Raw genomic sequence first — 25,502 nt, 5'->3', positions numbered from 1 at the left:
CGCGAGCGCGCCCGACGCGGCGGCTCAGAACGAGTAGGTCAGCGTGATCGTGCCGCTGCGCGGCCGGCCCCAGGCGCCGTAGCCGCCGTTGAACTGCGCGTAGTAGCGCTTGTCGAGCACGTTGTCGAGGTTGAGCTGCACCGCCAGCTCCGGCGCGAAGCGGTAGCGCGCGAACAGGCCGACCAGCGCGTAGGCGTCCTGCTGGAAGGTGCCGTGGGTCGCGTCGTGGTAGTAGGTGCGGTTCTGCCAGTTGACGCCGCCGCCCACGGTCAGCGCGTTCCAGGCGCCCTGCGGGGTGTAGCCGGTGAACAGCTTGAGCGTGGTGCGCGGCAGCTGGGTGTTGATCGAGGCGTCGTCGGCGTCGCGCGCGGTGTAGTGCGAGGCGCCGAAGGTGGCGTTCCAGCCCGGCGACAGCTCGCCGCTCAGCTCGAGGTCGAAGCCTTCGCTGACGGTGCCGCGGGCGGCGACGTAGATGGCCTCGTTGGTGCCCGGCCGCAGCTGGCCGGTGTCCTGGGCCAGGTTGTCCTGCTCGATGCGGAAGATCGCCAGCGAGGCGTTCAGGCGGTCGTCGAACCATGCCGCCTTGACCCCGGCCTCGTAGCTCTTGCCCACGATCGGGTCGAGGTAGGCGCCGTCGGCGTCCTTGGCGTCCTGCGGCTGGAAGATGTCGGTGTAGCTGGCGTAGGCCGACCAGGTGTCGTCGATGTCGTAGACCAGGCCGGCGTAGGGCGTGGTCTCCTCGAACTCGCGCCGGGACGTGATGCCGCCTTCCCAGTGCGCGTTCTCCCAGCGGGTGCGGCGCGCGCCGAGGATCAGCGTCAGCGGGTCGGCCAGCGACAGCCGCGCCGCGCCGTAGGCCGCCTTCTGGGTGGTGGTGCCGTCGCTCTGCACGGCCAGCGGCGTCCAGTCGGGCTCGGGCCAGGCGCCGGTCCAGCCGTGGTAGCTGTCCATCGGGCCGGGGAAGTCGAACGTGCCGTTGTTGACGTACGCGCGCCGGTTGTAGCTGGCGCCGACGACCAGCTGGTGCTCGCGGCCGAAGGCCTGGAACGGGCCGTCGGCGTAGGCGTCCGCGCCGTCGACCTCGCGCTCGGTGCGGTAGTAGCCGGAATACGGCACCACGCCGCCGCCGGTCTCGCGGTCGAAGCCGTAGATCGTGTAGAAGGGATAGAACAGCTTGTTTTCGGCCTCGGTCTCGTCGCGCGTGGCGTTGAGCCTGAGCCGCCAGCCGTTGCCGAACGCGTGCTCCAGGCGGCCGAAGGCGCGGCGCACGGTGGTGTCCCAGTAGGTCCAGTCCGCGCCGGGATTGAAGCGGATCGGGTAGTCGGTCCGGCTGCCGTCGGCGTACCACAGCGGGAAGCCGCCCCAGGTGACGTCGTCGGATTCCTTCTTCTGGTAGTCGTAGCCGACGCTCAGCACGGTGCGCTCGCCCAGATCGGCCTCGATCGTCGCGTAGCCCAGCGTCTTGCGTACCTCGTAGCGCTCCATGTGCGATTCGGTGTCGTGGCGGCTGGCGACCGCGCGGGCGCGCACCGTGCCGCTGGCGTTGAGCGGGGTGGTGGCATCGGCCGTGGCACGCACCTCGCCCCAGCGGCCGACGCTGACCGCCACGCTGCCGGTCGGCTCGCGGCTGTCGGCGCGCTTGCGCACCAGGTTCACCGAGGCCGAGGGATTGCCGGCGCCGGTCAGCAGCCCGGTGGCGCCGCGCACCACCTCGACGCGGTCGTACAACGCCAGGTCCAGCGCCGCGTCGCCGTAGCTCCAGTTCTGCACCATCGTGGTCGGGATGCCGTCGAACTGGAAGTTGTCGATGTAGAAGCCGCGCGCGTAGAACTCGTAGCGCTCGCTGTCGCTGCGGCTGCCGGAGATGCCGGTGACGTTGCCCAGCACGTCGGCGATGCTCTGCAGGTGCTGGTCGTCGATACGGTCGCGGGTGATCACGCTGACCGACTGCGGGATCTGTCGAGGGGCCAGTTCCAGGCGGGTGCCGGCGGCGGTCTTGTCGACCGCATAGCGGGCCGGGCGCTCGCCGCGGACGTCGATGCGGTCGAGCGTGGTCACTGCGTCGCCGGCGTCGGGCTGCTGCGCGGCGGCAGGAGCCGACGCCAGCGCGCACAGCGCGGCGAGCAAGGTGGGGCGCAGCGCGGGACGCGCTGCGGATCGGCGAGAGGCGAAGCGGGTCATGGGGGGCTCCAGTCTTAAGCGGACGGATGCACGCTCGCCGCGCACCGGGGCGACGGCCTCGGCGCGTGGATGCGGCTGGCTTCGACTGCACCGGCCCGGGCGGTCGGGGGGCGACCGGGGGCACGGAGGTCCCGGCTGGCGGAGCGGGGGCGGGAACGGCGCGCGTATTCTTCAACGCGGCCACGCCGATGTCGAGGTACGGCGCGCCCGCGGCGCGGCTATGCTGTCCGCCGGACCGATGGAGAACGATGGCGATGACGACGGCCGATGAGATCGTCGCGTTCTGGCGCGATGCGGGGCGGGCCCGGTGGTTCAACGGCGGCGAAGCCTTCGACCTGGAATGCCGCGAGCGCCTGCTCGACGACCACCATGCCGCCGCCCGGCGCGAGCGCGAGGACTGGCTGGGCAGCGCCGATGGCGCGCTGGCGCTGCTGATCCTGCTCGACCAGATCCCGCGCAACGTCTTCCGCGGCAGCGGCCACGCCTTCGCCACCGATGGCCTCGCGCTGCACTACGCCCGCCGCATCGTGGACGCCGGCGTGGATGCGCGGATCGAACCCGCGCTGCGCGCCTTCGCCTACCTGCCGTTCGAGCATTCCGAGGCGCTGGACGACCAGCACGAAGCGGTGCGGCTGTTCGCCGCGCTGGGCGACGCCGAATACGCGCGCTACGCCGTCGCCCACCGCGAGGTCATCGAGCGCTTCGGCCGCTTCCCGCACCGCAATCGCGCGCTGGGGCGCGTCAGCACGCCCAAGGAGCAGGCCTGGCTGGACGCCGGGGGCGGGTTCTAGGCCCCATCGACGCCGGCCCGCGGCGCCGAGCGGTCGCGCTCCAGCGCGCGGCCGCAGGGTCGTCCCTTCTCCCGCAAGCGGGCCCCACATTGTTCCTTCTCCCGCAAGCGGGCCCATGCCGTTCCTTCTGCGCAGCGCCGGATGAGGGTGCTTTCGGCGCTGGCGACGCGCCCTATCCGCCCTCGGCACCTTCCCGGCCGCGGGGAAGGGGGCGACTCCGTACCCGTCCGTAACGCTCGCCGGCCTGGGGCGGCGGGCGCGGCCGTCAGTAGCGCGGGATGCCGGCGTCCACGGTCTCCGCCCAGGCGTCGATGCCGCCCTCGACGTTGTAGACCTCGGTGAAGCCGAGCGCGCGGAAATGCTCGGCCGCCTGCTGGCTGCGGCCGCCGCTGTGGCACAGGAACGCCAGCGCGGTGTCCTTGGGCAGCGCCTCCAGCCGCGCGCGGCCGTCGCCGTCGAGGGTCTCGAAGGGCACGCCGACCGAGGCCAGCGCGCGCTCGTCGCGCGGGCGCACGTCGACCAGGGTCAGGCGGCCGGCGCGCACGCGCGCGTCCGCCTCGGCGGGCACCAGCGGCAGCACCGGCTTGGGCGCGTTCGGGTTGTCGACGATCAGGCCCTTGCCGCGCACGTCGTCGACCCAGTCGATGGTGATGCCGTCGGCGCGGCGCGCGCTGGCGGCGTCGAACTGGATGCGCACGCCCTCGCTCTCGACGGCGATGGCGTTGTCGCTGGCCTGCACGATCTGGAAGCGCGGCTGGAAGCGGCCGTCGATGGCCAGCGACAGCGCGCTGCCCGCGCCGGCGCCGTCCAGCGCCTCGCGCAGCATCTTCGCCGCGGCCGGGGTGACGGTGACCCCGGACGGCGGCGTGCGGTCCACCGGCGGCAGGCCCAGCACGCTGTTGAGCTCGCCGGATTCGGCCATCTCCTCGATGATGTCGCTGCCGCCGACGAGTTCGCCGTCGATGTAGAGCTGCGGGATCGTCGGCCAGTTGCCGTAGGCCTTGATGCCCTCGCGGATCTCGGGATCGGCCAGCACGTCGACGTGGGCGAACTCCACCCCGAGCCCGCCGAGGATGCCGGCGGCCTTGGCCGAGAAACCGCATTGCGGCATCGACGGCTGGCCCTTCATGAACAACACCACGCGGTTGCCTTGCAGCAGCGATTCGATCCGCGTGCGGACGGCGGGGGACAGGGTCATGGCGGCGCTCTGGCGGGTGGGCCGGCCATTTTAACCGCGTGGCATCATGCGGGCATGAGCGCCCGGGAAACACTGCGGGGTGTCCCGCGGCACGCGGGCGCCGCCGATGGCGCGGCGCCGGCGGCGTTGCGTCGGGTGCCGCGGTTTCCGTACGCCTGGTGCCTGTGGATCCCGCTGTCGCAGCTGGCGGTGCTCGCGGTGTGGCTGGCCTGGGGCTGGCGCGCGGGCCTGCCGGCGCTGCTGGCCAGCCACGCGCTGTGCGTGGTGCCGGTGTTCCTGCCGCGCGCGCGGCTGTACGCGCCGGTGCTGGCGCGGTTGCCGGCGCGCGGGCGCGCGGTGTGGCTGACCATCGACGACGGCCCTTCCGACGACACCGCCGCGATCCTCGACCTGCTCGACCGCCACGGCGCGAAGGCGACCTTCTTCCTGGTCGGCGCGCGCGCCGCCGCGCGCCCGGCGCTGGTGGCCGAGATCGTCCGCCGCGGCCACGGCATCGGCAACCACAGCCAGACCCATCCGCAGGCGTGGTTCTGGGCGCTGGGGCCGCGGCGGATGCGCGCGGAGATCGCGCAGGCGCAGGCGGTGCTGGCCGCGCTCGCGGGGCGGCCGCCGCACTGGTTCCGCTCGGTGGTGGGCATGACCAACCCGTTCGTCGCCGCGCCCCTGCGCGCGGCGGGGCTGACCCGGGTGGCCTGGAGCGCGCGCGGCTTCGATGCCGTGCGCGACGATCCCGCGGCGATGGTCGCCGCGATCGAGCGCGACCTGGCGCCCGGCGCGATCGTGCTGCTGCACGAGGGCGCGCGGCATGGCCGCAACGTGGAGATGATCGCCGCCCTGCTGGCGCGGCTGGACGCGCTGGGCTACGCCACCGTGCTGCCCGAGGCGCTGGACGCCGCGCCCGCGTAGGCACGGTGCTCCCGCGCCGCGCGGGCCGTGTCCGGCGTCGCGTTCAGCGCGGCTCGCCGTTGTCGCCGTTGCCGACGTCGCTGCGCACGTCGTCGGCGAAGGAGCGGCCGCCGGAATCGAGGTCGCCCGGCTGTTCGTCGAGTTCGGGATCGAGCAGGTTGGCCTGGTCGTCGTCGCCGATGTTGTCCAGCGCCGCGCGTGAGCGCGGATCGCGCAGCACGGGGCCGCCGCGCTGCGCGAGGGCGTCGTCGGCGTCGCCGGCGGCCGGGTCGGTGTCGGATCGGATGTCGCGCGCGTTCATTGCGGTCTCCGCACGAGGGGGAGGCCCGAGCATGCGCGGGCATGCGTGGTCGCCGCGGCAAGGCCGCGGCGGCGGACGCACGAACGCCGGCCCCGCGACGTCCGCGCGCGCGCACCGGGCCGCGCGCGTCGATGCGCGGGCCCGATGCCAGGATGCGCCGGCTCAGGCGCCGCGCTTGCGCGCCGGGCGCTTGGCGGTGCGCGCGGCGGTCTTGCGCGCGGGCTTGGCGGCCCGCTTCGTCGCGGCTTGCTTCGTCGTGCGCTTCGCCGCCTTCTTCGCCGTTCGCCTGGTCGCGGTGGCGGGGCGGTCCGCGCGCTCGCTCGTGCGCTTGGCGGCCGGCGCCTGGCGTGCCGGCGCGGGCCGGGGTGGCCGCGCATCGCCCGATGCGCCGCGTCCGGCGCCGGCGCCGCCGCCGGCGAAGGCGGCCAGCGCATCGGGCAGCGCCGTCCAGCCCTGCAGGGCCTGCTCGAAGACCTCCTGCAGGCCGCCCGGCAGATCCACCCGGCCCAGCTCGCCGAGCGCGGACGCGGTGGCCTGCTGCCAGTCGGCGAGCGCCTGCTGGAAGCCGGTGGCGAAGGTCATCTGGTTGCCGAGCGCGGTCTGCGCGGCGGCCTGCAGGTCGCCCACGCCGTGCTCGACCAAGCGCTGCAGGGCCTGGCCCGGCAGCAGCGCCAGCGCCTGCCAGTCGCCCGAGCGCAGCGCGGCCGCTTCCGCGCCGGTCTGCGCCGCGCCGTCGTCGATCTCGCGCGCGAGCAGGGCGACCCATTGGCTGCGGTTCTCCTCCAGCAGTTCGCTGATCCGCAGCCACAGGTCGAGGTTGGCCTTGTACAGTGCAAGCGGCAGGGTGGGCGTGCTCATCGCGGGTTCCTTCGTGTGTGGACGGAAGTCCTGGGGAATGTCCGGAAGCGGTACGCGCGGTGCCCGGCCAGGGTAGCGGGGCGCCGGCCCGCGGCATTGACCGAAGTCAACGTGCTCGCGCGCTGCCCGGCTAGTCTGCAACAGTTCCGTCGACGGCGCGCAAGAGCGCGCGCCCGTTCCGACGTACGGCATCCCCACCTCCGAGCACGCCCATGGCCGACCGCGATCCCCCGACCCGCCACGACTGGCACGCCCGCAGCGCCGACCAGGCGCTGGAGGCGCTGCAGGCCACGCGCGACGGCCTGAGCGCCGAGGAGGCCGCCGGCCGGCTGCAGCGGCACGGGCCCAACGCGCTGCCCGCCGCCCGCGGGCGGCCGCCGTGGCTGCGCCTGCTGGCCCAGTTCAACAATGCGCTGATCTACTTCCTGCTCGCGGCGGCGGTCGCGGCCTCGGTGCTGGGGCACCTGGTCGACGCCGGCGTGATCGTGGCGGTGGTGGTGGTCAACGCCATCGTCGGCTTCGTGCAGGAGGGCAAGGCCGAGCGCGCGCTGGACGCGATCCGCGACATGATCGCCCCGCAGGCGGCGGTGCTGCGCGGCGGGCGCCGCGAGCGCGTGGCGGTGGAAGCGCTGGTGCCGGGCGACGTGGTGCTGCTGGAGGCCGGCGACCGGGTGCCGGCCGATCTGCGCCTGCTGCGCGCGAAGTCGCTGCTGATCGACGAGGCGGTGCTGACCGGCGAATCGGTGGCGGCGGAGAAGGCGGATGCCGCGGTCGCCGCGGACGCGCCGCTGGGCGATCGCGTGGGCATGGCCTATTCCGGCACCCTGGTCGCGGCGGGGCAGGGCGTGGGCGTGGTGGTGGCGACCGGCGCGGACACCGAGATCGGTCGCATCAGCACCCTGATCGGCAGCGTCAAGACCCTGACCACGCCGCTGCTGCGGCAGATCGACCGGTTCGGCCGCCGCTTCACCTGGGTGGCGCTGGCCGGCGCCGCAGCGCTGTTCGCGTTCGCGGTGGGGGTGCGCCAGTTCGCCTGGGACGAGGCGCTGATCGCGGTGGTGGCGCTGGCCGTGGGCGTGGTGCCGGAAGGTTTGCCGGCGGTGATCACCATCACGCTGGCCATCGGCGTGCAGCGCATGGCCGCGCGCAACGCGGTGATCCGCCGCCTGCCGGCGGTGGAGACGCTGGGCGCGACCTCGGTGATCTGCTCCGACAAGACCGGCACCCTGACCCGCAACGAGATGACCGCGCGCCGCGTGCTGGTGCCCGGCCACGCGCTGCGCGCCGGCGGCAGCGGCTACGCGCCGGAGGGCGCGCTGACCGGCGAGGACGCCGGCGGCGACGACATCGCCGCGCAGGCCGCCGCGGGGCCGCTGCTGCGCGGCGCGCTGCTGTGCAACGACGCCGCGCTGCGCCGGCAGGGCGCGCAGTGGCTCGTCGATGGCGACCCGATGGAGGGCGCGCTGGTGGCGCTGGCGATGAAGGCCGGACTGGATCCGGCGCACGAGCGCGCGCAGTGGCCGCGGCTGGACGAGATCCCGTTCGACGCCCAGCACCGCTTCATGGCCACGCTGCACCGCGCCCCGGACGGCGGCCGCATGCTGTTCGTCAAGGGCGCGCCGGAGCGCCTGCTGGCGATGAGCCGCGGCCAGCTCGCCGGCGATGCGGCGCAGCCGCTCGACAGCGCCGCCTGGGAGGCCGGCATCGCCGCGGCCGCCGCGCAGGGCGAGCGCGTGCTCGGCTTCGCCTGCAAGCGCATGCCCGACGGCGCCGACACGGTGGATTTCGCCGATCTCGACGACGGCGTGCAGCTGCTCGGGCTGGTCGGCTTCATCGATCCGCCGCGCGAGGAGGCGGTCGAGGCCATCGCGCAGTGCCGCAGCGCCGGCATCGCGGTGAAGATGATCACCGGCGACCACGGCGCGACCGCCGCGGCGATCGCCCGCCAGCTCGGCATCGCCGACGATCCCAGGGTGGTGACCGGCGCCGAGCTGGACGCGGTGGCGGACGACGCGCTCGGCGCGCTGGCGCGCGACACCGCGGTGTTCGCGCGCACCAGCCCGGAGCACAAGCTGCGCATCGTGCGCGCGCTGCAGGCCGGCGGCGCGGTGGTGGCGATGACCGGCGACGGCGTCAACGACGCCCCCGCGCTGAAGCAGGCCGACGTCGGCGTGGCGATGGGCCGCAAGGGCACGGAAGCGGCCAAGGAGGCCTCCGAGATGGTGCTGCTGGACGACAACTTCGCCTCGATCGTGTCCGCCGTGCACGAGGGCCGGGTGGTCTACGACAACGTGCGCAAGGTGGTCGGCTGGACCCTGCCCACCAACGGCGGCGAGGTGCTGGCGGTGGCGACCGCGATCCTGGCCGGCTTCGCGATGCCGATGACCGCCGCGCAGATCCTGTGGATCAACCTGGTGCTGACGGTCACCCTGGGCCTGGTGCTGGCCTTCGAGCCGGCCGAGGACGGGGTGATGCGGCGGCCGCCGCGGCCGTTCGGGGCGCCGCTGCTGTCGCCGTTCCTGCTGTGGCGGGTGATCTTCGTCTCGCTGCTGTTCGTGGCCGGGGCGCTGGGCGTGTTCTGGTACGCGCTGGGGCCGCGCGGGCTGGACGAGGCGACCGCACGCACGCTGGTGGTCAACACCATCGTGGTGATGGAGATCTTCTACCTGTTCAACGTGCGCTACCTGCACATGACGTCGTTCACACTGCGCGGCGCGGCGGGCACGCCGGCGGTGCTGTGGGCGCTGGCCGGGGTGATCGTCGCGCAGCTCGCCTTCACCTACTGGCCGGCGATGCACGCGGTGTTCGACAGCCGCCCGGTCCTGCTCGCCGACGGGCTGGTGGTGCTGGGCATCGGCGTGGCGGTGATGGCGGTGCTGGAGGTGGAGAAGGCGCTGTTGCGGCGCTGGCCTGTGTTCGGCGAGGTGCGCGCGTAGGCCGTGCGGGCGTATCGGGCGCGGTCCGTAACCGGGCCGTAACCGGATCGAGACTGACGCCGTGACCGGAACGCCTTGACGCTATGCAGCATCGACCCGCCGGGAATCCCATGTCGCTCGAAGTCCAGGGCCTGACCAAGCGCTACGCCGGCCGCGCGGTCGTGCAGGACGTCTCGTTCCGGGTCGAGGCCGGCGAGCTGATCGTGCTGCTCGGCCCCAGCGGCAGTGGCAAGAGCACGGTGTTGCGCATCGTCGCCGGCCTGACCGCGGCCGATGCCGGCCGCGTGCGCGTGGACGGCCACGACGTCACCGGCCTGCCGCCGCAGCAGCGCGACCTCGGCTTCGTGTTCCAGAACTACGCGCTGTTCGAGCACCTGTCGGTGGCCGACAACGTGGAGTTCGCGCTGCGCGTGCGCGGCGTCGACCGCCGCACCCGGCAGGCGCGCCGCGAGGAACTGCTGGAACTGGTCGGGCTGGGCGGCAGCGCGCGCAAGTTTCCCTCGCAGCTTTCCGGCGGCCAGCGCCAGCGCACCGCGCTGGCCCGCGCGCTGGCGCACAGCCCGCGCCTGCTGCTGCTCGACGAACCCTTCGGCGCGCTGGACGCGCGCATCCGCCAGGAACTGCGGCAGGGCCTGCGCGACCTGCTCAAGCGGCTGGGCGCGACCGCGATCTTCGTCACCCACGACCAGGAAGAGGCGTTCGCGGTCGCCGACCGCATCATGGTCCTGCACCGCGGGCGGCTGCTGGAGGCCGGCACGCCGCGCCAGCTCTACCGCGAGCCGCGCACCGAGTTCGTGGCCAGCTTCGTCGGCCGCGCCAACCTGCTGCCGGGCGAGCTGACCGCGGCCGGCGCGCGCATCCGCCTGCTGCCGGGCGCGCGCGACCCGGACGCGGTGCCGCAGCGGGTCAAGATCCTGCTGCGTCCGGAGACCCTGCGGCTGCTGCGCGCCGACGCGCCGGCGCCGGCCGCGCGCGAGGCCTTCGTGCACCCGGCGGTGGTGGAGCGGGTGGAGTACCTGGGCGCCAGCGAGCGCGTGTACCTCTCGCTGCACGCCGGCGCCGGCGCGCGCGCGCGGCGCTTCCTGCTGGAAGCGCTGCGCGCCAACGAGGCCGCCGAGCGGCTGCCGCTGGCGCCGGGCGATGCCGTCACCCTGTATGCCGAACACCTGCACGCGGTGCCGCAGCCCGACCTGCGGGTGCTGGTGGTGGCGCCCGACGACGCCGACGGCCACGCCCTGGCCGTGCGCGCGCTGGCCTGGGGCGAACGCACCCACGCGCTGGTGACCCTGCTCGGCGGCGCGGTGCGCGCGCCGGCGCTGCGCGCGCCGCTGGAGCGCTACCGGCAGGCCTTCGCCGGCGACCTGCGCATGGTCGATCCCAGCCCGCACGAGGCCGATCCCTGGCAGGCCGCGCAGGCGCACCTGGCCGGCGAGAGCTACGACCTGGTGATCCTGCCGGCCGGCATGCGCGAACCCGCGCGCCTGCTGGCGTTCCTGCAGGCCACCGGCACCCGGCAGGTGCTGCTGGCCGCGGCCCAGGGCGATCCGCTGGCGGCGGCGTCCCCGGCGCGCTGGCTGGTGCTGCTGCGCGCCTTCGCCGCCAGCCCGCCGGACCTGCAACTGCTGGCCGAGATCGCCGGCGCCAGCGGCGCCGACGTGGAAGTGCGCGACCTGCAGCCGGACGAGCCCGGCGACGAGGCGACCGGCTGGCGCGATGCGCTGGCCCGGCGCAGCGTGGCCTGGACCGAGGACCGCGATGCCGACGCGGCCGCCGAGGCCGCGCGCCGCGGCGGCCTGCCGCTGGATGCCGACGCCGACGTGATCGCCCTCGACCTCGGCCCGCACGCCGCGCTCGGCCCGCGCCACCAGTCGCGGCTGCGCGCCCTCGACGGCCGCTGGGCGCTGCTGATGGTGCAGCCCGACGAGGCCGACCTGGCGTTGCTGCCCAGCGCCGAATTCGCCCGCCGCGCCGCGCCCGGGGCGGCGGCTGCCGATTGACCGTTCCCGGAGGCTCCCCGCCATGACCGACCGTTCCCCGTTCCGCCTGCCGCACCGCGTCCTGCGCGCCGGCCTGCTGTTGACCGCGCTGCTGGCGCTGGCCGCCTGCGGCGGCGACCGCGCCGACGGCGGCGCGGACGGCCCGCGCACCCTGCTCAACGTCTCCTACGACCCCACGCGCGAGTTCTACGCCGAGTTCAACGAGGCGTTCTCGCGCGCGCGCGCCGACGGCCCGGTCGAGGTGCGGCAGTCGCACGGCGGCTCCGGCCGCCAGGCGCGCTCGGTGATCGACGGCCTGGAGGCCGACGTGGTCACCCTGGCCCTGGCCGGCGACGTCGACGAGATCGCCCGCGCCGGCCTGATCGATCCCGGCTGGCAGGCCGAGCTGCCGCACAACAGCGCGCCCTACACCTCGACCATCGTGTTCCTGGTCCGCCGCGGCAACCCGAAGAACATCCGCGACTGGCCCGACCTCGCGCAGGACGGCATCGCCGTGGTCACCCCCAACCCGAAGACCTCCGGCGGTGCGCGCTGGAACTACCTGGCCGCCTGGGGCGCGGTGGTGCGCCGCGGCGGCAGCGAGGCCGACGCCGAGGCCTTCCTGACCCGCCTGTTCCGCTCGGTGCCGGTGCTCGACACCGGCGCGCGCGGCTCCACCAACACCTTCGTCCAGCGACGCATCGGCGACGTGCTGCTGGCCTGGGAGAACGAGGCGCTGCTGATGCTGCAGGAGTTCGGCGCCGACCAGTTCGAGATCGTGCGCCCGCCGCTGAGCATCCTCGCCGAGCCCTCGGTGGCGGTGGTGGACAAGGTCGCGCGCGCGCGCGGCACCGAGGCCCTGGCCACCGAGTACCTGCAGTTCCTGTACACGCCCGAGGGCCAGCGCCTGGCGGCCAAGCACCACTTCCGCCCGCGCGACGCCGACGTGCTCGCCGAGCACGCCGCCGAGTTCCCGCCGATGGAGCTGTTCACCATCGACGAGCAGTTCGGCGGCTGGGCGCGCGCCCACGCCGAGCACTTCGCCGACGGCGGCCGCTTCGACCGCATCTTCGCCGCGCGCGGCGGGCGTTGAGCGCGCTGCCCGCCGACGCCGGACCGGCCGGCGCGCCCGCGGCGCGCCGTCGCCGCGCGCGCCCGGTGCACCCGGGCTTCCGGCTGACGCTGGGCATCACCCTGGCCTGGCTGGGGCTGATCGTGCTGCTGCCCATCGCCGCGGCCTTCCTCAAGCTCACCGAGCTGAGCCCGGCGCAGATCTGGGACATCGCCACCGGCGCGCGCGCGCTGGCCGCCTACCGCCTGAGCTTCGGGCTGTCGCTGGCCGCGGCGCTGGTCAACCTGGTGTTCGGCACCGTCACCGCCTGGGTGCTGGTGCGCTACCGCTTCCCCGGCCGGCGCCTGCTCGATGCGATGGTGGACCTGCCGTTCGCGCTGCCCACCGCGGTGGCCGGCATCGCCCTGGCCACGCTGTACGCCGAGCACGGCTGGCTCGGGCGGCCGCTGGCGCTGCTGGGCATCGACGTGGCGTCCAGCCCGGCCGGCATCCTGGTGGCGCTGGTGTTCGTGGGCCTGCCGTTCGTGGTGCGCACGGTGCAGCCGGCGCTGCAGGAACTCGACGCCTCGCTGGAGGAGGCCGCCGCCTCGCTGGGCGCCAGCCGCTGGCAGAACCTGCGCTGGGTGGTGGCGCGGCAGATCGCGCCGGCCGCGCTGACCGGCTTCGCGCTGGCGTTCTCGCGCGCGGTCGGCGAGTACGGCTCGGTGATCTTCATCGCCGGCAACATCCCCTACGTCTCCGAGATCGCGCCGCTCTTGATCGTGGTGCGGCTGGAGGAATACGACTACGCCGGCGCCACCGTGCTGGCGGTGACCATGCTGCTGATCTCCTTCGCCATGCTGATGGTGATCAACCTGCTGCAGCGCTGGAGCCACAGCCGGCCCGGCGCGGGGAGCGCCTGATGGCCGCCGTCGACGCCTACCCGCCGGCGCAGCGCGACCCGCCCTGGCTGCGGCGCACGCTGATCGGGCTGGTGCTGGCCTTCCTGCTGGTGTTCCTCGGGCTGCCGCTGGCGCTGGTGTTCGGCCAGGCCTTCGCCGGCGGCTGGCGCACCTTCGTCGCCGCGCTGACCGAGCCCGACGCCCTGGCCGCGGTGCGCCTGACCCTGCTGGTGGCGGCGATCGCGGTGCCGATCAACGTCGCCTGCGGACTCGCCGCGGCCTGGGCGCTCACCCGCTTCCGCTTCCGCGGCAAGAGCGTGCTGGTGAGCCTGATCGACCTGCCGTTCTCGGTCTCGCCGGTGGTCGCCGGGCTGGTGCTGGTGCTGCTGTTCGGCGCCCAGGGCTGGTTCGCGCCGGCGCTGGCGGCGCTGGAATGGCGGATCGTGTTCGCCGTGCCCGGCATCGTGCTGGCGACGCTGTTCGTGACCTTCCCGTTCGTGGCCCGCGAGCTGATCGCCTACATGCAGGAGCAGTCCACCGATCCCGAGCTGGCCGCCTACACCCTGGGCGCCGGCGGCTGGCGCACGTTCTGGCACGTGACCCTGCCGGCGGTGCGCTGGAGCCTGCTGTACGGCATCCTGCTGTGCAACGCGCGCGCGATGGGCGAGTTCGGCGCGGTCTCGGTGGTCTCCGGCCAGATCCGCGGCCAGACCAACACGGTGCCGCTGCACGTGGAGATCCTCTACAACGAGTACCAGTTCACCGCCGCGTTCGCGGTGGCCTCGCTGCTGGCCGCGCTGGGGCTGGTGACGCTGCTGGCCAAGGCGTGGATCGAGCACGCCGCGCGCCGCGCCGGGAGCGGAGGCGGATGAGCGGGCCGCGCCGCCTGTGGCGCCTGCTGGTGCTCAGCCACGTCGGGCTGGTGCTGGCGCTGGTGCTGCTGCTGCTGGCCACCGGGATCGAGACGCTGCGCGCCTCGCTGCAGGACCGCGCCGAGGGCCAGGCCACGCGCGCGGCCACCGAGACCCTGGCGCGCCTGGACGTGCAGCGGCGCGAGCTGCTGGCCACCGCCGACCTGCTCGGCGAGCGGCCCTCGCTGCACGGCTACCTGCGCCGCGGCCAGCCCAAGGCCGCCGCCGCCTTCGTGGAGACCTTCCGCGCCACCGCGCAGGTGGACTTCATCGCCGTGTACCGCCGCGGCGAGCTGTTCGTGGCCACCGGCGTGCAGCCGCCGGACACCGAGCGGCCCGGCCTGCAGCAGGAGCCCGACGGCACGCTGTGGCGGGTGGAATCGACCGCCGTGCCCGACGCGCCGATGCAGACCCGGATCCTGGTCGCCCAGCGGGTCGGGCGCGACGTGCTGCCGGCCGACGGCGAAGTCCGGCTGCGGCTGTTGACCGCCGCCGACATCCTGGAGCCGGCGGCGGGCGGCGACGACGAACTGCGCACCGCCTACCGCCACGCCTGGCTGACCGGGCGCGCCGAGACGCTGGGCCCGCTCGGCGATGCGGCGGTGCTGCGCATCGAGCCGGTGCGGCTGGACGGGCGCGCGGACATCGACGCGCTGCTGGTGGCCTCGGTGCCGCGCGACGCCTTCCGCGAGGAAGCCCTGGGCTGGCTGCTGGCCTTCGCCCTGGGCAGCCTGCTGGTGGCCGCGCTGGCCGCCGGCGTCGCGGTCTGGCTGGCGCGGCGCATCGCGCGGCCGTTCGACCGCCTGGCCGAAAGCGCGCGGCGGCTGGGCGTGGGCGATCTGGAAACGCCGGTGGAACTGCCCGACACCGAGCTCGCCGAGCCGCTGGCGCTGGCGCACAGCCTGGAGGGCATGCGCCGGCAGCTGCGCGCGGCCACCGGCCAGGAGCGTCGCCAGCGCCGCGAACTGGACATGGTCCTCGAAGGCGTCGGCGACGCGGTGGTCGCCGTCGACGGCGACGAGGTCATCCGCTACGCCAACCGGCAATGCCTGGCGCTGCTCGGGCTGCCCGAGGACGCGGTCCTGGGTCGTCGCTTCGACGAGGTGCTGCACCCGGCCGGCGACGCCGCGCCCGCCTCGCCGCTGCGCGAGGCGCGCACCGGCGGCCTCGCGCAGACCGCCGGCCGCTACCGCGTGCGCGGCGGCGAGCGCAACCTGGTGATCCGCGCCGCCGCGCCGATCGGCGAGCGCCAGGTCGCGATGCTGCGCGAGGAGACCAGCGAGGAGGCCTCGCGCGCCATGCGCGACGCGATCCTGGCCAACCTCTCGCACGAGTTCCAGACCCCGCTCTCGGCGCAGATGGCCGCCATCGAGCTGCTGCGCGACCACCTGCGCGACGGCGACGATCCGGTGGCCGCGCAGCTGGTCGCCGCGCAGTACCGCGCCGCGCTGCGGCTGTCGCAACTGGTGGACAACCTGCTCGACAGCCTGCGCCTGGAATCCGGCGAGATGCGCCTGCGCGACGAGGAGGTGGACCTGGTCGCGGTGATGGAGGACGCGCTGGCGCTGATGCAGCCGCTGCTCGAGCAGCGCGGCCAGCGCGTGGACGCGCGGCTGCCGCGCAGCGCGCGCCGCCTGCGCGGCGACGGCCAGCGGCTGTCGCAGGTGGCGGTGAACCTGCTGGCCAACGCCAACAAGTTCGCCCCCGACGACAGCACGATCTGGGTGGAGCTGGACTGGGGCGCGGACACGGTCTCGCTGTGGATCGAGGACGAAGGCCCGGGCCTGCCCGGCCCCGACGCCCACGCCGACCTATTCGCCCCGTTCCGCCGCGCCCCCCGCGACGAGCCCAGCCAGCGCGGCACCGGCCTGGGCCTGGCGATCGTGCGCGCCCTGGTCGAGCGCCACGGCGGCCAAGTGGTCGTCGCCCCGCCGCGCCACCGCCAGGGCGCACGGTTCGGGGTGGTGCTGCCTTTGGGGCAGGGGTCGGAGGCCAGGGGCCAGGGGCCAGGGGACGCGGAGGGGCCGGAGGCCAGGGGCGAGGAGCCAGGGAAAGCGGAGGGGTCGGAGGCCAGGGGCCAGGGGCCAGGGAACAGCGGTCAGTAGCGGCCGCCGGCCCGGTGCGTATCCTTGTCGGATCGCCGCACCCCGCCTTCCGCCGCCCGTTCCCGCCCTTCCCCTGCCCCCTGGCCCCCGGCCCCTGACCCCTGCCCCATGCGCATCCTCATCGTCGACGACGACGTCGAGCTCGCCGGCCTGCTGCGCTTCGCGCTGGCGAACGCGGGCTACGAGGTGCTGGTCGCCTTCGACGGCGACCAGGCGCTGGCGCTGGTGGAGCGCTCGGCGCCGGATCTGGTGCTGCTGGACGTGAACCTGCCCGGCCGCGACGGCTTCGAGGTGCTGGAGGCGCTGCGCCGCAGCCGCGACCTGCCGGTGATGATGCTCACCGTGCGCGCCGACGAGGAAGACGAAGTACGCGGCCTGGACCTGGGCGCCGACGACTACCTGCGCAAGCCCTTCAGCCCGCGCGCGCTGCTGGCCCGTGTGCGTGCGCTGCTGCGCCGCGGCGGCGAAGGCGAGGAACCCGTGCTCGCCGCAGGCCCCTTGCGCATCGACGCCGAGCGCAGCGAGGCGCGCGTGGCCGGCGGCGGCGCCGCGCGCCTGTCCACGCTGGAACTGCGCCTGCTACGGCTGCTGCTCGGCCACCAGGGCCGGCCGGTGGACGTGCAGCGCATCATCGGCTTCGTCTGGTCCGACCGCGACGCCGCCGACCGCGACGCGCTCAAGCAGCTCGTCCACCGCCTGCGCCACAAGCTCGCCCGCATCGGCGGCTCCGGCGACTGGATCGAGTACGTCCACAACGCCGGCTACGCCTTCGCCACGGGCGAGGCCGCGCCGCCGGGCACGCCCTCGCGGTAGCGCGGTTTATTTGCCGCCGGCGGCCGGCTATCGTGTCCGCCCGCACCCGCCCAGGAGTTTCCGCATGTCCGCCAACGCCGCCGCTCCCTCCAAGCTCGCGCAACTGCGCGAGATGACCGTGGTGGTGGCCGACACCGGCGATGCCGAGGCGATCGCGCGGCTCAAGCCCGTGGACTGCACCACCAACCCCACCCTGGTGCGCAAGGCGCTCGACCTGCCGGTGTACGCGGACCTGGTGGCGCGCGAGCTGGAAGCGGCGCGCAAGGCCGGCGGCGATGCCGAGGCAGCGGCGCGCGAGGTGGTGGACCGGCTGACGATCGGCGTGGGCGCGAAGTTGAGCGCGCTGGTGCCGGGCCGCGTCTCCACCGAGGTCGATGCCGACCTGTCCCACGACACCGAGGCGACGGCGGCCAAGGCGCGCGAGTTCATCGCCCGCTACGAGGCCGCCGGGATCGGGCGCGAGCGCGTGCTGATCAAGATCGCCGCGACCTGGGCAGGCATCCGCGCCGCCGAGCGGCTGCAGCGCGAGGGCATCGACTGCAACCTGACCCTGATCTTCAACCGCACCCAGGCGATCGCCTGCGCGGAGGCCGGCGCGTTCCTGATCTCGCCGTTCGTCGGCCGCATCCTCGACTGGTACAAGGCGCACGGCCAGGCGCCGGCGACGATCGACGACGACCCGGGCGTGCGCTTCGTGCGCGACGTCTACGCCGAGTTCAAGCGCCGCGGCTCGCCGACGGTGGTGATGGGCGCCTCGTTCCGCTCCGCCGCGCAGGTGGAGGCGCTGGCCGGCTGCGACCGGCTGACGATCTCGCCCGAGCTGCTGCAGGCGCTGGATGCCGACCACGGCGACCTGCCGCGCGTGCTGGTGCCCGAGGCCCCGGACGGCCAGCCGCGCGAGCCGGTGGACGCCGCGCGCTTCGAGGCCGACCTGGCCGCGGACCCGATGGCCAGCGAGAAGCTGCGCGACGGCATCGCCGCATTCGCCGCCGACCTCGCCGCGCTGCGCGCCTCGGTGGCCGCGCGGTTGCGCGGCGGCTGAAGTCGCCGCGGGCTGAAAAGCGCGCCCTCATCCGCCCCTGCGGGGCACCTTCTCCCGCACGCGGGAGAAGGGAGGCGGTCGCGGACGCCTGGAACCCCTCTCCCGCTCGCGGGAGAGGGGCAGGGGTGAGGGCGAGGGGGAGCGGTGAGGCTGAAAAAGCGCCCTCATCCGCCCCTGCGGGGCACCTTCTCCCGCACGCGGGAGAAGGGCGGCGGTCGCGGCATGCCTGGAACCCCTCTCCCGCTTGCGGGAGAGGGGCAGGGGTGAGGGCGAGGGGTGGCGGCAAGGCTGAAAAGCGCGCCCTCATCCGCCCTGCGGGGCACCTTTTCCCGCACGCGGGAGAAGGGAGGCGGTCGCGGACGCCCGGAACCCCTCTCCCGCCTGCGGGAGAGGGGCAGGGGTGAGGGCAGGGCGCGTGGGGGCGTGGAGCGCGGCGAGTCGAGAGGCCGGCCTCATCCGCCGCTTCGGGGCATCCGATCCCGCGGGCGGGGGGCAAGGGGTGAAGGCGCGGCGCGTTCGGCCACCACCAGCCAGTTGTTGAACGGCGTATCGCCGTACAGCGGGGCGAAGGTGGCGCGCAGGCCGGCGGCCTGCAGCATCGCCTGCAGGCCGTCGCGGGTCGGGTAGCAGCGGGCGCGTTCCTGCATCCAGCCGATCAGGCTGGCCAGGCGGTCGGCGATGCGGGTGGTGCGGCCGCGGCCGCTGTCGTCGCCCAGGCCGGTGCGGATCACCAGCCGCGCGTCGCCGTCGAGCATCCCCGCCGCCGCGGACAGCAGCGCCCGCTGCGCCTCGTGCGGCAGGTACTGCAGCACGTCGAGGATCGTCACGCTGCCGCGGTGGTCGGGCGTTTCGCGGGCCAGGTCCACGACGTCGAAGGTCACGTCGTCCAGGCCGGCGCGGGCGGCGACGCGGCGGCCGCGGGCGATCTTGTCGGCGTCGATGTCCACGCCGCGGTAGGGCAGCGCCTGGCCGTCCTGCCGCAGCGCGTGCGCGAGCAGGCCCAGGCCGCAGCCGAGGTCGAGCAGCGGTGCGCGGGTGCCGCGCAGCGCGGCCAGCACGCCGGGGTAGAGCGGGTCGCTGCGCAGCTTGATGAGCGTGTAGAAGTAGTCGTGGCGGTTGCCCAGCGGATGCACGGGCGCGAACGCGCGCGCGATCCGGCGCGCGCGTTCGCGCTCCAGCGGGCGGCCGTGGGCGGCGGCGATCGCTTGGGCCAGGTCGCTCATGCGGCTGCGGTCTCCATGCCGGCGCGGCTCAACCGTCGAGCAGGCGCCGCGCCTCGGGCAGCGCCAGCGCGGTCCACTCGGCGTACATCGCCGCCGACGGGTGCAGGCCGTCCTCGGCCAGCATCGACGGGTGCGCGCCGCGCGCACGGCTGACCGGCGCCACGTCCACCCAGCCGGTGCCGTGGGTGGCGCAGCGCTCGCCGGCGGTGGCGTTGTAGGCGTCGATGTCGCGCGCGATCCCGGCCGGATCGCGGCCGGAGGCCTGCCCGAACGGGGTCACGCCCCAGTCGGGGATCGACAACGCCAGCACGCGATCGGCGCGGCCGCCGGCGAAGCCGATGGCGCGCAGCAGCAGCGCGTCGTAGCGCTTGCGGTAGCCGGCGACGTCGTAGCCGCGGTACTGGTCGTTGACGCCGATCAACAGCGTCACCAGGCCGAACGGGCCCTGCGGCTGGGCGGCATCGATGGCGGCGTCCAGTTCCTCGGTGGTCCAGCCGGTCGCCGCCACGATCCGCGGCTCGCCGGCGGGGATGCCCGCCTCGCGCAGCGCGCGCGCGAGCTGCGCCGGCCAGCGTCCTTCCGGCGCCACGCCCTCGCCGATGGTGTAGCTGTCGCCCAGGCTGAGCATGGCGAACGCGCCCGCGCTCATCGCGCGCCTCCGCCCGCCGCGGGCGCGCGCTCAGCCATGCGCGCTCAGCGCGATGCCGGCGGACGCCGCCGCGGCCTCGGCGCGGCGCGCGAGCACCCGGTCGATGCGCCGGAACACCTCGCGCAGCTGCTCGGGCTGCGGCAGCAGGGTGACCCGGAAGTGGTTGCGGTAGGGCACGTTGAAGCTGGAGCCGGGCACCACCAGCACGTCCTCGGTTTCCATCAGTTCCAGCGCGAAGGCGTGATCGTCGAAACCCTCCGCGGCCGCGCCGCGCACGCCGGGGAAGGCGTACAGCGCGCCCTCGGGCGCGTGCAGCGTCAGGTGCTCGCTGGCCGCGCAGCTCTCGATCACCGCGCGCCGGGCCTCGTACAGCCGGCCCTCGGCGCGGCACAGCGCGCCGATGGTGTCGGCGCCGCCGAGCGCGGCCTCGATCGCGAACTGGCCCGGCACGTTGGCGCACAGGCGCAGCGCGCCCAGCAGGTCCATCGCGTGGTGGTAATCGCCGCTGGCGATCGGATCGCCCGACAGCACCGCCCAGCCCACCCGCCAGCCGCAGGCGCGGTGCACCTTGGACAGCCCGCCGAACGACACGCAGGGCAGGTCGCCGGCCAGCGGCGCCAGCGGCTCGAAGCGGGCGCCGTCGTAGAGCACGCCGTCGTAGATCTCGTCCACCATCAGCAGCAGGCGGTGCTTGGCGGCGATGGCGACGATGCGCTCCAGCAGCGCGCGCGGGTAGACCGCGCCGGTGGGGTTGTTGGGGTTGATCAGCACGATCGCGCGGGTGCGCGGCGACACCAGCGCTTCCATCTCGTCGGGATCGGGCAGGAAGCCCTGGCCGGCGTGGCAGCGGTAGTAGACCGGGCGGCCGTCGTTGAGGATCGTCGCCGCCGACCACAGCGGGTAGTCCGGCGAGGGCAGCAGCACCTCGTCGCCCGGGTTGAGCAGCGCGCGCAGCGAGATGTCGATCAGCTCGCTGACGCCGTTGCCCACGAACACCCGCTCCGGGGTCACCGAGGGCGCGCCGCGCGCGCGGTGGAAGGCGGCGATCGCCTCGCGCGCGGCCGGCAGGCCCTGCTGGTGGGTGTAGGGATCGGTGTCGTGGATGTGGTCGGCGATCGCGCGCTGCAGGTGCTCGGGCGCGCGGAACCCGAACGCGCCCGGATTGCCGATGTTGAGCTTGATCAGCTTGCGCCCCTGGGCCTCGAGCTCCCGGGCTCGCCGGGCCAGTTCTCCGCGGATCTCGTAACGGACTTCCGACAGGCGCTCGCGGGTCTTCAGGCTGGGCATGGGGGCGGGGACGGTGGGGGCGGGAATGCGGGGAAAACGCCGTCACAGCCTAGCGGAAAACCCGAGCGGCCGCGCGCCCGCGCCGGCGGCGAACGGCAGGCCAGGCCGTTCGCCGCCGTGCTGGACGGGCCGCACCGCGCCTGGCCTCGCGACGACCCGGGCGCGCGGGCGACGCGCCCCCAGGACGTCGCACGCTCTAGAATCCACCGCATGGCGATGCCGACCCTTTCCGCTTGAGCCTTCCGCCCCCCGGGCCGGCGTTCGACGCCCTGCGCGCGATCGGCTGGCCGTTCGCCGGGGAGGTGGAAGACGCCGCCTGGCGCGCCGCGCTCGACGCCCACCCCGGCGCGGCGCCCGCCCGCGTGGTGGAGCAGCACCGCACCGGCTACGTCGTCAGCCGCGGGCCCGGCGACGCCGCACCGGCCGAATCGCTGCCGGCCTGGCAGCTGGCGCGCTGTCCGCCGGAGGAACGCGCCGCCGTCGGCGACTGGGTGCTGGTCGAGGACGGGCGCATCGTCGCCCTGCTGCCGCGGCGCACGGTGATCAAGCGCGCCGCCGCCGGCGAGCACTACCGGCAGCAGGTGATCGCCGCCAACATCGACCGCGTGCTGGTGGTGTCCGGCCTGGACGGCGATTTCAACCCGCGCCGGATCGAGCGCTACCTGCTGCTGGTGCGCGGCGGCGGCGCCGAGCCGCTGGTGGTGCTGACCAAGGCCGATCGCGACGGCACAGACCCGCAGGCCGCGCGCGCCGCGCTGGAGGCGGTGCTGGGCGGCGAGGTGCCGGTGCTGGCGCTGGACGCGCGCGACCGCGCCGGCGCCGAGGCGTTGCGGCCCTGGCTGGGGCCGGGCGTCACCGCGGTGCTGGTGGGCAGTTCCGGCGCCGGCAAGTCCACCCTGACCAATACCCTGCTGGGGCAGGCGCGCATGCGCACCGCCGAGGTCCGCGCGCGCGACGACCGCGGCCGCCACACCACCACCCATCGCGCGCTGATCCCGCTGCCTTCCGGCGCCTGCCTCATCGACACCCCCGGCATGCGCGAGCTCAAGCCCACCGGCGAGGAAGACCTGGGCGAGAACTTCGCCGATGTCGAGGCCCTGGCCGAGGCCTGCCGCTTCCGCGACTGCCGGCACCTCGACGAGCCCGGCTGCGCGGTGCGCGCCGCGATCGAGGCCGGCACGCTCGACCGCGCCCGCTACGCCGGCTACCTCAAGCTGCGCGAGGAAGTCGCCGAGGCCGCCCGCCAGCTCGCCGCGCGCCGCCGCGCGCCGGCGCCGGGTGGGCGCAAGCGGCGCTAGTGGCTCGACATCCGCCGCAAGCGAGGCTTGTGGTCACTTCTCCCGCAAGCGGGTGCATGTTGTTCCTTCTCCCGCAAGCGGGTGCATGTTGTTCCTTCTCCCGCAAGCGGGTGCACGTTGTTCCTTCTCCCGCAAGCGGGAGAAGGTGGGCGCGCAGCGCCGGATGAGGGCCGCTTTGGACGCCTGCGGCGTGCCCCCATCCGCCTTCGGCACCTTCCCCCGCTTGCGGGGGAAGGGAAAAACAAGGTGCTCCCCCGCAGGCGGGGGAAGGGAAAAACAGGGTGCCGCCTTCGGCGGCTGCCCAGGGCCGGGCGGCTTGCGGCGCCAATGCGCCAGCGCTTCGATGGGGCGTGCGGAGCCCGGTAGAGCCGCGCGCCGCGATCGGCTAGCGTGCCGGCAACGCCGAGCGGAATCCGCCGATGCCCCACGCCGTCGCCCACCATGCCGCGCTCGACCTGCGCCTGATCGCCGCCGCCCGCGGCATCCGGGTGCTGGCGCTGTCGAGCTGGCCGGCGCGGGTGCAACGCGAGTTCCTCGATGCCGCCCTCGCCGGGCGCGTCGTCCTGCCGCGCGTTGCCTACCCGCGCCACGACTTCGCGCAGGCGCGGCGCGAGTTCGACGCCATCGCCGCCGCCGCCGATCCCGCACATCCGCTGGGCGCCTACCTGATCGAGTCCGCCCGCCACTGGGCGGTCGCCGCGCAACTGCTGGAATCGCTCGGCACCGCCGCCGCCGGCGCGCACGCGCGCGCGCTGTACGGCGATCCGGACGACGCGCTGCCCGGCGGCGAGCTCACCGCGCGCGATGCCGCGCGCCACTTCATCGGCATCGCCGACGAACTCGATCGCGCGCTGCTGGCGCCGGAAGAACAGGTGGAGATCTCCGCCACCGCGCTGCAGCTGTGGCTGCAGGCGGAGCTGGACGCCTTCTTCGGCGGCCGCATCGTGCAGGTGGCGCTGGACCCGGAGCTGATCGCCAAGGCCGCCGCCGGCGCCTACCGCATCCGCCTGCGCGCCGGCGCCGCCTACAGCGACTACGACCGCCACCAGTTGCTGCAGCACGAGGCGCTGGTGCATTCGCTGACCGCGCTCAACGGCCGCGAGCAGCCGGTGCTGGGCAGCCTGGCGATGTCCTCGCCGCGGATCACCGCGGTGCAGGAAGGGCTGGCCACCTTCGCCGAGCAGATCACCGGCAACATCGACATCGAGCGGCTCAAGCGCATCGGCCTGCGCATCGAGGCCGTGGCGCTGGCGCAGGACGGGGCGGATTTCGTCGAGGTCTACCGCTACTTTCTCGACGCCGGGCAGACCGCGGCGGAAAGCTTCGCCTCCGCGCAGCGGGTGTTCCGCGGCGTGCCGGTGGAAGGCGGCGCGGCCTTCACCAAGGACACCGTGTACCTGCGCGGGCTGGTGGACGTGCACACCTTCTTCCGCCGCGCGCTGGCCGCCGGCCGGCTGCGGCTGTGCCGGCTGCTGTTCGCCGGCAAGATGACGCTCGAAGACGTCGAGCGCTTCGAGCCGCTGTTCGACGACGGCACCCTGGCGCCGCCGCGCTGGCTGCCGCCGTGGGTGGCGCGCGCCAACGGCCTGGCCGGCATGCTGGCGTTCTCGCTGTTCGCCAACCGCATCCGCCTCGACCGCCTGCCGCCGGCGGGGTGACCGCGGCCGGCGCCTTCGGCGACACTGGTGGCATGGACGCGCCCGCCATCCTCGTCGCCGACGACCACCCGCTGTTCCGCGCCGCGGTGCTGCACGCGCTGCGCGAGGCGTTGCCGGGCGTGCGCGCGGTGGAAGCCGCCAGCGCGTCGGCGCTGGTCGCCGCGCTGGCGGCGCATCCCGAGCTGGACCTGGTGCTGCTGGACCTGGCGATGCCCGGCGCGCGCGGCCTGTCCTCGCTGGTGCACCTGCGCGGCGAGCGGCCGGAGGTGCCGGTGGTGGTGATCTCCTCCAACGACCACCCGCGCACGATCCGCCGCACCCAGCAGTTCGGCGCCGCCGGCTTCATCCCCAAGTCCTCGCCGGCCGAGACCATCGCCGCCGCGGTGGGCGCCGTGCTCGACGGCGGCGAATGGTTCCCGCCGCTGACCGCCGAGCGCTCCGAATCCGATGCCCGCCTCGCCGCCCGCCTCGCGCAGCTCACCCCGCAGCAGTTCCGGGTGCTCATGGGCCTGGCCGACGGCCTGCTCAACAAGCAGATCGCCTACGAACTGGGGCTGGCCGAGAACACGGTGAAGGTGCACGTCACCGCGATCCTCAAGAAGCTCGAATGCCACAGCCGCACCCAGGCCGCGGTGCTGGTCAAGGCGCTGGAGCCCGAGGGCGAAGCCTGAGCGCGAGGCGGCGCGGCCGCGTCAGTCCGGCAGGGTGTCGACGACGAACAGCGAGGCCAGCATGCGCGCGGCCTCGGCCAGCAAGGGCTCGGCCTCCTCCGGTGCGCATTCCAGCACGCTCTCGCCGATCGCATAGCCGAACTCCACCGAGATCAGCACCCGCCGGCGCAGGCGCTCGGGCGGCAATTCCGGCATCGAGGGCGCGTAGGCGCGGGCGAGCCGTTCGGTGACGTAGCCGTTGGAGGCGCGGCGCAGGTCCGACAACTGCGGGATCGCGCGCAGGCTGCGCAGGATCCACACCGCGCCGGGCTGGCGGCGGGTGACCTCGGCGGTCTCGCGCAGCAGTTCGTCCACGTGCCGCGCCATGCGCGCGGTGCCGCCGGCGGCGTGCCGGCCCAGCCACGCCTCCAGCACCGCGTTCTGGTCGGCCATCAGCCGCTCGGCCAGCGCCTCCAGCACCGCGTACTTGTCCTTCATGTAGCGGTACAGCGCCGGCGGGCTGAGCCCGGCGCGGGCGCAGATCATGTTGGTGGACAGCTCCTGGAAGCCGACCTCGGCCAGCAGCTCGCCCGCGGCCTGCAGCAGGCGCTCGTAGGTCTGGCGGCCGCGGGCCTGGCGGGGCGCGCAGCGGGCGCGGTCGGGGGCGGCTGGGGGTGTCATCGGCGGTCCTCGCACGGGCTTGCCATGAAATGGTAGCAATGACTATCGAAACTTTCGCGGCTCGGCCCTGCGCCGCTCTCCCACT

General features: G+C 74.6%; 21 protein-coding genes. 13 read left to right on the top strand and 8 right to left on the bottom strand.

Going from position 1 to position 25,502, the window contains the following annotated elements:
• Positions 1-24: 24 nt before the first annotated feature.
• On the bottom strand, positions 25-2,181 hold the full coding sequence (fhuE, locus tag Z164_RS0116295; RefSeq protein WP_043690518.1) for a ferric-rhodotorulic acid/ferric-coprogen receptor FhuE: 2,157 nt from the start codon (positions 2,179-2,181) through the stop codon (positions 25-27).
• Between the two features lie 254 nt (positions 2,182-2,435).
• On the opposite strand from fhuE, the gene Z164_RS0116290 reads away from it, so the two are divergent.
• Entirely contained in the window at positions 2,436-2,972 is a 537-nt protein-coding gene (locus tag Z164_RS0116290; protein WP_024891743.1) for a DUF924 family protein, read from the top strand.
• A 265-nt stretch (positions 2,973-3,237) separates the two neighbouring features.
• Here the strand turns inward: Z164_RS0116290 and grxD are convergent, their stop codons facing one another.
• Complete coding sequence (gene grxD / locus Z164_RS0116285) at positions 3,238-4,170, bottom strand: Grx4 family monothiol glutaredoxin (RefSeq protein WP_024891742.1); 933 nt, start codon at positions 4,168-4,170, stop codon at positions 3,238-3,240.
• 126 nt (positions 4,171-4,296) lie between these two features.
• Between grxD and Z164_RS0116280 the strand changes: the two genes are divergently transcribed.
• Positions 4,297-5,076, top strand: coding sequence for a polysaccharide deacetylase family protein (locus Z164_RS0116280; RefSeq protein WP_043690550.1), 780 nt, complete (start codon positions 4,297-4,299; stop codon positions 5,074-5,076).
• Between the two features lie 43 nt (positions 5,077-5,119).
• Here the strand turns inward: Z164_RS0116280 and Z164_RS20835 are convergent, their stop codons facing one another.
• Positions 5,120-5,377 carry a hypothetical protein gene (locus Z164_RS20835; RefSeq protein ID WP_024891740.1) on the bottom strand — a complete coding sequence of 86 codons (258 nt, stop codon included), beginning with the start codon at positions 5,375-5,377 and terminating at the stop codon, positions 5,120-5,122.
• A gap of 162 nt (positions 5,378-5,539) precedes the next feature.
• Positions 5,540-6,235 carry a hypothetical protein gene (locus Z164_RS21485; protein ID WP_024891739.1) on the bottom strand — a complete coding sequence of 232 codons (696 nt, stop codon included), beginning with the start codon at positions 6,233-6,235 and terminating at the stop codon, positions 5,540-5,542.
• A 212-nt stretch (positions 6,236-6,447) separates the two neighbouring features.
• Between Z164_RS21485 and Z164_RS0116265 the strand changes: the two genes are divergently transcribed.
• The 8 genes from Z164_RS0116265 (at position 6,448) to Z164_RS0116230 (ending at position 17,971) form a co-directional block, all read left to right on the top strand.
• Positions 6,448-9,171, top strand: a complete 2,724-nt coding sequence (locus Z164_RS0116265; protein WP_024891738.1) for an HAD-IC family P-type ATPase — start codon at positions 6,448-6,450, stop codon at positions 9,169-9,171.
• A gap of 110 nt (positions 9,172-9,281) precedes the next feature.
• On the top strand, positions 9,282-11,168 hold the full coding sequence (locus tag Z164_RS22615) for an ABC transporter ATP-binding protein (RefSeq protein ID WP_024891737.1): 1,887 nt from the start codon (positions 9,282-9,284) through the stop codon (positions 11,166-11,168).
• Between the two features lie 22 nt (positions 11,169-11,190).
• A complete protein-coding gene (locus Z164_RS0116255) occupies positions 11,191-12,240 on the top strand; it encodes a sulfate ABC transporter substrate-binding protein (protein WP_024891736.1) in 1,050 nt (349 codons plus the stop codon).
• 5 nt (positions 12,241-12,245) lie between these two features.
• On the top strand, positions 12,246-13,121 hold the full coding sequence (gene cysT, locus Z164_RS0116250) for a sulfate ABC transporter permease subunit CysT (RefSeq protein ID WP_152540986.1): 876 nt from the start codon (positions 12,246-12,248) through the stop codon (positions 13,119-13,121).
• Positions 13,121-13,972, top strand: a complete 852-nt coding sequence (gene cysW / locus Z164_RS0116245) for a sulfate ABC transporter permease subunit CysW (protein ID WP_024891734.1) — start codon at positions 13,121-13,123, stop codon at positions 13,970-13,972. Before cysT ends, cysW begins: the two co-directional genes overlap by 1 nt.
• Positions 13,969-16,116, top strand: coding sequence for a sensor histidine kinase (locus tag Z164_RS0116240; protein WP_024891733.1), 2,148 nt, complete (start codon positions 13,969-13,971; stop codon positions 16,114-16,116). Before cysW ends, Z164_RS0116240 begins: the two co-directional genes overlap by 4 nt.
• A gap of 108 nt (positions 16,117-16,224) precedes the next feature.
• Positions 16,225-16,929, top strand: coding sequence for a response regulator transcription factor (locus Z164_RS0116235; RefSeq protein ID WP_024891732.1), 705 nt, complete (start codon positions 16,225-16,227; stop codon positions 16,927-16,929).
• Between the two features lie 64 nt (positions 16,930-16,993).
• On the top strand, positions 16,994-17,971 hold the full coding sequence (locus tag Z164_RS0116230) for a transaldolase (protein WP_024891731.1): 978 nt from the start codon (positions 16,994-16,996) through the stop codon (positions 17,969-17,971).
• Between the two features lie 452 nt (positions 17,972-18,423).
• On the opposite strand, the gene Z164_RS0116225 is transcribed toward Z164_RS0116230, so the two are convergent.
• The 3 genes from Z164_RS0116225 to Z164_RS0116215 all read right to left on the bottom strand — a co-directional run bounded on the left by Z164_RS0116225 (position 18,424) and on the right by Z164_RS0116215 (position 21,130).
• Entirely contained in the window at positions 18,424-19,149 is a 726-nt protein-coding gene (locus Z164_RS0116225; RefSeq protein WP_024891730.1) for a methyltransferase domain-containing protein, read from the bottom strand.
• A 73-nt stretch (positions 19,150-19,222) separates the two neighbouring features.
• Complete coding sequence (locus Z164_RS0116220; RefSeq protein ID WP_024891729.1) at positions 19,223-19,843, bottom strand: SGNH/GDSL hydrolase family protein; 621 nt, start codon at positions 19,841-19,843, stop codon at positions 19,223-19,225.
• A gap of 30 nt (positions 19,844-19,873) precedes the next feature.
• Positions 19,874-21,130: an aminotransferase class I/II-fold pyridoxal phosphate-dependent enzyme gene (locus Z164_RS0116215; protein ID WP_024891728.1), complete on the bottom strand. Its 1,257-nt coding sequence runs from the start codon at positions 21,128-21,130 to the stop codon at positions 19,874-19,876.
• Between the two features lie 233 nt (positions 21,131-21,363).
• On the opposite strand from Z164_RS0116215, the gene rsgA reads away from it, so the two are divergent.
• The 3 genes from rsgA to Z164_RS0116200 all read left to right on the top strand — a co-directional run bounded on the left by rsgA (position 21,364) and on the right by Z164_RS0116200 (position 24,757).
• Positions 21,364-22,428, top strand: coding sequence for a ribosome small subunit-dependent GTPase A (gene rsgA, locus Z164_RS0116210; protein ID WP_024891727.1), 1,065 nt, complete (start codon positions 21,364-21,366; stop codon positions 22,426-22,428).
• A 419-nt stretch (positions 22,429-22,847) separates the two neighbouring features.
• Positions 22,848-24,086, top strand: a complete 1,239-nt coding sequence (locus tag Z164_RS0116205) for a peptidase MATCAP family protein (protein WP_024891726.1) — start codon at positions 22,848-22,850, stop codon at positions 24,084-24,086.
• A gap of 32 nt (positions 24,087-24,118) precedes the next feature.
• A complete protein-coding gene (locus Z164_RS0116200; protein ID WP_024891725.1) occupies positions 24,119-24,757 on the top strand; it encodes a response regulator in 639 nt (212 codons plus the stop codon).
• Positions 24,758-24,778: 21 nt separating this feature from the next.
• Here the strand turns inward: Z164_RS0116200 and Z164_RS0116195 are convergent, their stop codons facing one another.
• Positions 24,779-25,417, bottom strand: a complete 639-nt coding sequence (locus Z164_RS0116195; protein ID WP_024891724.1) for a TetR/AcrR family transcriptional regulator — start codon at positions 25,415-25,417, stop codon at positions 24,779-24,781.
• Positions 25,418-25,502: the final 85 nt, after the last annotated feature.

The organism is Luteimonas huabeiensis HB2 (assembly GCF_000559025.1).
Classification (GTDB): Bacteria; Pseudomonadota; Gammaproteobacteria; order Xanthomonadales; family Xanthomonadaceae; genus Luteimonas; species Luteimonas huabeiensis.
Note: the sequence above shows the minus strand (reverse complement) of the source record. Positions and strands in the feature narration are given on the sequence as shown.

What these genes read in the sequence shown, in the direction of transcription:
- Z164_RS0116200 (WP_024891725.1), top strand. Translation starts at nt 24,119, where the DNA reads ATGGACGCGCCCGCCATCCTCGTCGCCGACGACCACCCGCTGTTCCGC.
- cysW (WP_024891734.1), top strand. Translation starts at nt 13,121, where the DNA reads ATGGCCGCCGTCGACGCCTACCCGCCGGCGCAGCGCGACCCGCCCTGG.
- Z164_RS0116235 (WP_024891732.1), top strand. Translation starts at nt 16,225, where the DNA reads ATGCGCATCCTCATCGTCGACGACGACGTCGAGCTCGCCGGCCTGCTG.
- Z164_RS0116265 (WP_024891738.1), top strand. Translation starts at nt 6,448, where the DNA reads ATGGCCGACCGCGATCCCCCGACCCGCCACGACTGGCACGCCCGCAGC.
- Z164_RS21485 (WP_024891739.1), bottom strand. Translation starts at nt 6,235, where the DNA reads ATGAGCACGCCCACCCTGCCGCTTGCACTGTACAAGGCCAACCTCGAC.
- Z164_RS0116195 (WP_024891724.1), bottom strand. Translation starts at nt 25,417, where the DNA reads ATGACACCCCCAGCCGCCCCCGACCGCGCCCGCTGCGCGCCCCGCCAG.
- Z164_RS0116255 (WP_024891736.1), top strand. Translation starts at nt 11,191, where the DNA reads ATGACCGACCGTTCCCCGTTCCGCCTGCCGCACCGCGTCCTGCGCGCC.
- Z164_RS0116290 (WP_024891743.1), top strand. Translation starts at nt 2,436, where the DNA reads ATGACGACGGCCGATGAGATCGTCGCGTTCTGGCGCGATGCGGGGCGG.
- Z164_RS0116240 (WP_024891733.1), top strand. Translation starts at nt 13,969, where the DNA reads ATGAGCGGGCCGCGCCGCCTGTGGCGCCTGCTGGTGCTCAGCCACGTC.
- Z164_RS0116205 (WP_024891726.1), top strand. Translation starts at nt 22,848, where the DNA reads ATGCCCCACGCCGTCGCCCACCATGCCGCGCTCGACCTGCGCCTGATC.
- grxD (WP_024891742.1), bottom strand. Translation starts at nt 4,170, where the DNA reads ATGACCCTGTCCCCCGCCGTCCGCACGCGGATCGAATCGCTGCTGCAA.
- Z164_RS0116215 (WP_024891728.1), bottom strand. Translation starts at nt 21,130, where the DNA reads ATGCCCAGCCTGAAGACCCGCGAGCGCCTGTCGGAAGTCCGTTACGAG.
- Z164_RS20835 (WP_024891740.1), bottom strand. Translation starts at nt 5,377, where the DNA reads ATGAACGCGCGCGACATCCGATCCGACACCGACCCGGCCGCCGGCGAC.
- Z164_RS0116230 (WP_024891731.1), top strand. Translation starts at nt 16,994, where the DNA reads ATGTCCGCCAACGCCGCCGCTCCCTCCAAGCTCGCGCAACTGCGCGAG.
- Z164_RS0116220 (WP_024891729.1), bottom strand. Translation starts at nt 19,843, where the DNA reads ATGAGCGCGGGCGCGTTCGCCATGCTCAGCCTGGGCGACAGCTACACC.
- fhuE (WP_043690518.1), bottom strand. Translation starts at nt 2,181, where the DNA reads ATGACCCGCTTCGCCTCTCGCCGATCCGCAGCGCGTCCCGCGCTGCGC.
- Z164_RS22615 (WP_024891737.1), top strand. Translation starts at nt 9,282, where the DNA reads ATGTCGCTCGAAGTCCAGGGCCTGACCAAGCGCTACGCCGGCCGCGCG.